7 protein-coding genes are annotated in these 6,509 nt (G+C 71.3%); 1 reads left to right on the top strand and 6 read right to left on the bottom strand.

Annotated features, from left to right (window positions below; translation table 11 throughout):
• The 4 genes from R3F55_14890 to R3F55_14875 all read right to left on the bottom strand — a co-directional run.
• On the bottom strand, positions 1-757 hold a 757-nt coding region (locus R3F55_14890), incomplete at its 3' end, for a TRAP transporter substrate-binding protein (GenBank protein MEZ5668695.1).
• Between the two features lie 84 nt (positions 758-841).
• Entirely contained in the window at positions 842-1,567 is a 726-nt protein-coding gene (locus tag R3F55_14885; protein MEZ5668694.1) for a FadR/GntR family transcriptional regulator, read from the bottom strand.
• A gap of 142 nt (positions 1,568-1,709) precedes the next feature.
• On the bottom strand, positions 1,710-2,831 hold the full coding sequence (locus R3F55_14880; GenBank protein MEZ5668693.1) for a hypothetical protein: 1,122 nt from the start codon (positions 2,829-2,831) through the stop codon (positions 1,710-1,712).
• Between the two features lie 28 nt (positions 2,832-2,859).
• Positions 2,860-3,717: a nitrilase-related carbon-nitrogen hydrolase gene (locus tag R3F55_14875; protein MEZ5668692.1), complete on the bottom strand. Its 858-nt coding sequence runs from the start codon at positions 3,715-3,717 to the stop codon at positions 2,860-2,862.
• Positions 3,718-3,856: 139 nt separating this feature from the next.
• On the opposite strand from R3F55_14875, the gene R3F55_14870 reads away from it, so the two are divergent.
• The gene (locus tag R3F55_14870) at positions 3,857-4,138 is read left to right on the top strand and encodes a hypothetical protein (GenBank protein MEZ5668691.1); all 282 of its coding nucleotides are present in this window, start codon (positions 3,857-3,859) and stop codon (positions 4,136-4,138) included.
• 23 nt (positions 4,139-4,161) lie between these two features.
• Here the strand turns inward: R3F55_14870 and R3F55_14865 are convergent, their stop codons facing one another.
• Together R3F55_14865 and R3F55_14860 are read right to left on the bottom strand one after the other, a co-directional pair.
• Positions 4,162-4,485: a hypothetical protein gene (locus tag R3F55_14865; protein MEZ5668690.1), complete on the bottom strand. Its 324-nt coding sequence runs from the start codon at positions 4,483-4,485 to the stop codon at positions 4,162-4,164.
• A gap of 114 nt (positions 4,486-4,599) precedes the next feature.
• A complete protein-coding gene (locus tag R3F55_14860) occupies positions 4,600-6,351 on the bottom strand; it encodes a diguanylate cyclase (GenBank protein MEZ5668689.1) in 1,752 nt (583 codons plus the stop codon).
• Positions 6,352-6,509 lie beyond the last annotated feature (158 nt).

Here is a 6,509-nt window from a genome sequence, read left to right as displayed (position 1 = left end):
GGTCTTCCGCCGGCAACGCGTTCCACAGGTCGGCGTTGATGCAGACGCATTCCGGACTGATCAGGTGCTCGGACAGCGAATAATAGCCGGCGACTTCGAAGTGGCCGGTGGACTCGTAAGACGGCCAGTTGTTCTCCGCGCCGTCGACCACGCCGGTCTGCAGCGACTGGTAGACCTCGGCGAAGGCCATCGGCGTGGCGTTGCCGCCCAGCGCCTCGATCATGCCGACGAACAGGTCGTTGTTCATCACGCGGACCTTCATGCCGTCGAGGTCGGCCGGCGTTTCGATCGGGTGCTGCGAGTTGTAGAACGAACGGGCACCGCTGTCGTACCACGCCAGGGCGACGATGCCCTGCTCTGCCATCGCCGCGCTGATCTCGTCGCCGATCTCGCCGTCCATCACCTTGTGCATGTGCTCGACATTGTCGAACACGAAGGGCAGCGAGACCACGTTGGTCGCCGGCACCACCGGGCCCATCGGCCCGAGGTTGAACTCGCCGAATTCGATGGCGCCCAGCCGGACCTGCTCGATCGCGTCCGGCTGACTGCCGAGAACGCCGCCATGGTAGTTCTGGGCGGTGATGCGGCCGTCGGTGCGCTCCGCGATCATCCGGGTGAACGCGTCGAGCGCGATCGAGACGGGATAGTCCTCGACGTGGATGTTCCATCCGCGCCATTCGGCCATGGCCGGGGTCGATGCGCCGGTCGCCACCGCCAATGCGGCCATGCCCAGCCGGGTTCTCGCGCTGATCGGCATCGCTTTTCCTCCCAATGATGCAATTCGGTCCGTTTCGTATTGTGTTGCCATGTTGTCCTACAACATGGGACCGAACAAGCGGATTCAGCCGGGCGCCGCCGGCCCGGCGCGGGTCGCCGCCAGCAGGCTGTAGCGATGGCGGCTGTTCTCCAGATGCCGGCTCATCGCCCGGCGCGCCTGCTCGGGCTGGCCCTTGGCGACGGCCGCGAAGATCGCCTCGTGCTCGGCCTCGACCCGTGCCAGGAACGCGTCGTCGGTCTCGGTTTCGACACGATAGAGGTTGATCCGCGCGTGCGGAATGATCCCCGGGCCGAGCTGGTCCATCAGCGCCATGAAATAGGGATTGCCCGCCGCCTCGGCGATCGCGCGGTGGAAGTCGTAGTCGGCCGCGGCCAGCCGCTCGGGACTGGTCTGCGCCTCGCCCAGCGCGGCGCGCGCCGCGCCCAGCCGCCGCAGGGCGGCATGGCTACGCCGCTGCGCGGCGAGCGCCGCGATCGCGGGCTCGAGACTGCAGCGGAACTCGACCAGGTGCAGCACATCCTCCAGCGTCGCGGCGTGGAACGCGCCGGCGGCGCCGACCGACGGCCGCTCCATCACGAAGGCGCCGCGGCCCTGCACGGTCCGGACGAAACCGTGGGCGCGCAGGCCGGAGATCGCCTCGCGGACGACGGTGCGGCTGACGCCATAGGCGTCCGCCAGCTCCTTCTCGGTCGGCAGCCGGTCGCCCGGCGCAAGCTCTCCCGCGCGGATCCGGGCAGCGAGCTGCTCGACCAGCTGGCTGGCAAGCGTGCGTTTCCGCTCCAGAGCCATCGCGTCCCACTGTCACCTGCCGCGCCCGCGACCGCATGGAGCGGTCCCGGACCGTTTCAGCTTATATGACAACCAGACAAATGATAAGGCCCCGCGGGAGCGGACCCGTTGCCGACCGGGCGATGCCGTCGGTGCAGCGGTGTCAGAGCGTCGGCTCGAGAAACCGGATGTCGAGCATCACGAACAGGCGCCGCGTCCAGATGTGGAAGCCGGTCAACGGCTGCCTGTCCCCGATCGTCGGCAGGGCGGCGCGCGATTCGATCACGACGACCGGCATTCCGGCCGCCTCCGTCACGCTTATCGCGGATACGGTCACGTCGCCGCGGAACTCCAGCAAGGGCATGCGGTCGGTCATCGCCTGTCGCGCTTTCTCTGCCGCCGCCGCATCCGCATAGACCAGCATCAGCCGGCTGACCGCCTGGCCGCCGTCGACGGCCCAGGCCGCGCCGAGCGCCTGGAACTCCGGCAACTCGGCATCCGCCGGCCAGCCGCTTTCCGGCACGTTCATCACCGAGCGCAGGACACCCGGATGCAGGCCCCACAATGCGACGAGCCGGCCAGCCGTCGCTTCGGCCACCTCGATCAGGGCCGCCGCCTCCGGCAACGCGGCGATGGCGCCGCCGTGGCCGTCGGCAGCGGCGATGCCGTCGTCGATCGCAGTGTCCGCGCCGAGGATGGCGACATGGTCCGGCGCGACCAGCGCAAGGCTGCTGCCGGACAGCGGACCGCGCCAGGCCGCGTCCTCGGGCACCCAGACCGGGATCTCGCCGGGACCGAGGCGATCGGGCGCGCCGAGCGCCGCCGAAACCGCCGCGGTGTCGGCCAATGCCGGCCCGACCAGCACCGAGCTGCTGCCCGACGGACGGCCGAAGCCCCTTTCGGCGATGGCGTCCACCCTCAGGACGTCGAGCCCGAGCAACGCCAGCGGCGCCTCGTGCATGTCGTAGCGCAATGTGGCGATGGCCTGCGGCGGAACCGGCATCAGCGTGACCACGCTCACGATCGCGCGCATCGCCTCGCTGCCGGCATCGTCCCGCGTCGGCCAGGTCTGCGGCCATTCGACGCCGAGCGCCTGCCGCAGCAGGGCGATGTCGACGACGGAAAATCCGCCGGTCTCCTTCGACCAGTCGGTCGCAGGCAGGCGCTCGAGCAACGCGGCGACGGTCGACTCGTCGTCGCTGCTGAACAGTCCGGCCTGCCCGCTCGATGGAAGCGACGACAGGGCGAACGCAGCCAGGGCGGGAACGAGGGCACGCAGTCTCATCATCGCAACGCTCCTGTCACGGGCGAGTTCACTCCGCGGCTTGGGCCGCGCTCGGCCGGTGCTGCGCATAGAGCGCCGGCCTGCGCTGGGCGGCAAGGTCCCAGCGCTTGCGGACGGTGGCGACCAGCGAAAGGTCGAGGTCGGCGCGCACCAGCGTGTCCTCGTCGCTGGCCTGGGCGGTGACGACGCCCCAGGGATCGACCGTCATCGACCGGCCGCAGAAGGCGATGCCGCTGGCCGGGTCGGTGCCGACCTGCCCGCTGGCGATCAGCCACAGCTGGTTGTCGGTCGCCCGCGCCCGCAGCAGGAACTCCCAATGGTCGATGCGCGGGCTGACGAAGGCGGAGATGCACAGGATCGCGACGCAGCCGTCCAGCGCAAGCGCCCGATAGAGCTCCGGAAAGCGCAGGTCGGCGCAGATGGTGATGCCGATCCGCCCGAACGGCGTATCGACGGCGCACAGGCGGTCGCCCGGCGCAACCTTGCGCGACTCGACGATGCCCGGCGGGATGTCGACCCGGTGCGGCACGTCGAACAGGTGGGTCTTGCGGTAGAGCGCGGCGATCGCGCCGTCGGGGCCGATGACCGGCGCGGTATTGTGAAAGCGGTCGCCCGCCCGCTCGTAATAGGAGCCCGTCACCCAGAGCCGGTGGCGGCGCGCCCGCTCGGCCAGCGCCGCGCTGGTCGGGCCGGGAACGGGCTCGGCGTACGGCTCATGCGCGCGCTCGGCCTCGAAGCCGAGGCCGGTGAACAGTTCCGGCAGGACCACCAGCGCCGCGCCGGCAGCAGCAGCCCGGTCGATCATCGCGAGCGCCCTGTCGACATTGGACCGCTTGTCGGGCCCCGCCCGGAACTGGCCGATCGCGACCGGCAGCGTCGTGGACATCGGATTCTCCCGCTGGCTGCGGTCGACCATGTGCGGTTAACCATTTTTTGACAAGGCACGGCGAGGTTTGATTGAGATACTGACCCTCGATCTGCCGGCCGCGCGCCGGCGTTGTGCCGGCGAGCGGAGAGTCCCCCCGATGACCGCGGTCACCGAGTTCCGAGCTGCGATCGAAGCGACCCTTGACGGCGAGACGCTGGGCCCCGGCGATCCGGCGCGCCTGGCGCTGCGCATCCAGGGCGAGGCCCAGAAGATCGCACTGATGGCGCTGGACATGGCGGTGGAGATGGCCGGCGACCCGGCGATCGACCATGCAGAGGCCGCGCGCCAGTCCACGCTGCTGGCCGAAGAGACGGCGAACGCTGCCGAACGGCTTGCCGGCCGCATCGGGATCGTCGCCGCCATGGCCGGCCAGGGCTGAGCCCCGGCCCGACGGCGGCCCGCTCAGCAGGGCTGCTGGCCGAGATAGGCCCCGTCGACGTCATAGACCTCGCACCAGCCGGTCCCGCCGGATTCGCCACGCAGGATGTCCATCGTCATCTCGTGCTCGCGCTGCATCTGCGCCTGCCAGAAGGCGACCCATTCGGCCAGGCGCTGCTCGGTCAGCGGACCGTCGACGTCCGCGCCCGCGCAATTGACGAACACGGTCGCCTCGTCAACCACGCGCAATCCGCAGTCGCCATAGGTGGGATGGAACTGCTCGGCCGCAGCCGGCGAGATCGGCAACAACGCCAGTGCGAAAGCGATCGCAGCGGTGTGCAGGTGCATTGGCGGGCCTCCTTGCCTTGCGCATCGGTGCCAGTGTTCCCGGCCCGGTCGACCTAGGCAACAATTGCGGCGCAAGGATGGGTGCGCGCGGGCACCGCCGGGCAGGCCCCGGCGTCAGGCGGCCATCGCGACCCGGTTGCGGCCGCCGTGCTTGGCCCGGTAGAGCGCGGCGTCGGCCGCTTGCCAGAGCGCGGCGAGGTCGCGTTCGTCGCCGGGTCCGGCGACCGCCACGCCCACCGAAGCGGTGACCACGCCCGCCGGCCCGCCGCTGTGCGGGATGCCGCGCGCTTCCAGCGCGAGGCGCAACGTCTCCGCCCGCTGCCGCGCCTCGGCCTCGTCGCCGGCGGCGAAGACCACCGCGAATTCCTCGCCGCCGAGACGGAACGCCAGGTCCCGCTCGCGCCGCATGGTCTCGCGCAGCACCTGGCCGACGGCGGTCAGCACCGCGTCGCCCGCCGCGTGGCCGTAGGTGTCGTTGTAGGCCTTGAAGCAGTCCACATCGACCGCCACCAGCGCGAAGCAGCCGCCGTCGCGCCGGGTCGCGGCCAGCAGCGCGGGCGCCTCGGCATTGTAGTGCCTGCGGTTGTAGAGCCCGGTCAGCTCGTCGCGCAGCGACAGGTCGCGGTAGTGCAGGCTGTCGCTGATATCCTGCCAGATGACGGTAAAGCCGACCGTCTCGTCCTTGCGGCGCCGCGGCGAGACCACTGCCTCGGCCATCAGGCTGCCGCCGTCCTTGCGTTCGACCTTGAAGATGCCGCGCCAGGCCTGGCCGCGGCGGACGTCGTCCATCAGCGCGCGCAGGGCGGGCGGGCCCCCGGCGCCGTGCGGCGCGCCGACCTCGGCCAGCGACCGGCCGACCAGCTCGGCGCCCTCGAAGCCGGTGGCCCGGCACAGCGCGTTGGTCACCTCGAGGATGGTCGCGTTGCAGTCGAGATGCGCGCTCATCAGGTGATGGTCGAGGCTCTCGACGGTGCCCTGGACCTGCCGCACCCGCCGCCGCAGCTGGCAGGTCAGCAGCAGGGCCGGGCCAAGCGCCACGGCGCCAGCGCCGATCCCGGCCCACAGCCATGGCGAGGCCATCAGCGACTGCGCGTAGGGCACCCGAAACCAGCGTTGCCAGATCCGGTCGCGTTCCGCCGGCGCGATCGCGGCAAATGCCTTGTCGAGCGCCGTTGCCAGCGGTGCGTCGGCCGCGCGCACCAGCATGACCATCCGGTTTGGCGGCGGCAGCTCGCCGTTGATCCGGACGTTGGTGATCGCCTGCTCGGCGAGGAAATGGCTGATGACCGGCAGGTCGCCGACGTAAACGTCCCAGCGCCCGGTAGCCACGCCGAGCAGGCCGACATGCGGCGCCGCCACCTCGGCTTCCGCCTCGACCCCCTGCCTGCGCATCGCCTCGATCACCGGCGGCGTGCCGGCGACGCGCAGCCCGTCGAGCGCGCGGATGCCGCCAATGCGGGGCGCCGCCTCGGGCGTCACCGCGACCACGGGCACCTCCAGATAGGGCCGGGTCTCGACGGCGACGCCGTCGCGCACCTCGGCGTGGCCGGCCATGGCGGCGGCGACGAGGTCGATCTCGTGCTCGCCCAGCGCGGCCATGATGCGGGGATGGTCGCGATGGGTCCGCCGCACCAGGTCGAACTCGACGCCCAGCATGGCGGCGGCGGCCGTCAGATAGTCGGCGGCGACGCCCTGCAGCGGGCCGGCCTCGTCCTCGAAGAAGGCGACCGGCGCCAGGAAATCGGTGCCGACCCGCACCACCGGATGCTCGGCAAGCCACTGCCGCTCGCCGTCGCTCAGCGCCAGCCCCGCCGCCGCGTCCGGTGCCGCGTCGACCTGGCCCACTGCGACCGGGAGGGCGGACACCCAGGGCAGCGTGCAGAGCACCGCCGCGGCGATCCGGTTCCGGCGATTGCGACGAGGGGCGAGGGACTGCATTGCGAGCCGCTCCGATGGCGGGCAACGGCCGGGCCGCTGCGTTGAACGGTGCGCGACCTTGCCCGCGGCAAGGTGAACACGCCGTT

The sequence above is a fragment of the Alphaproteobacteria bacterium genome (assembly GCA_041396705.1).
GTDB lineage: Bacteria > Pseudomonadota > Alphaproteobacteria > CALKHQ01 > CALKHQ01 > CALKHQ01.
The sequence above is the reverse complement of the archived record's forward strand: the minus strand, read 5'-3'. Positions and strand labels throughout refer to the sequence as shown.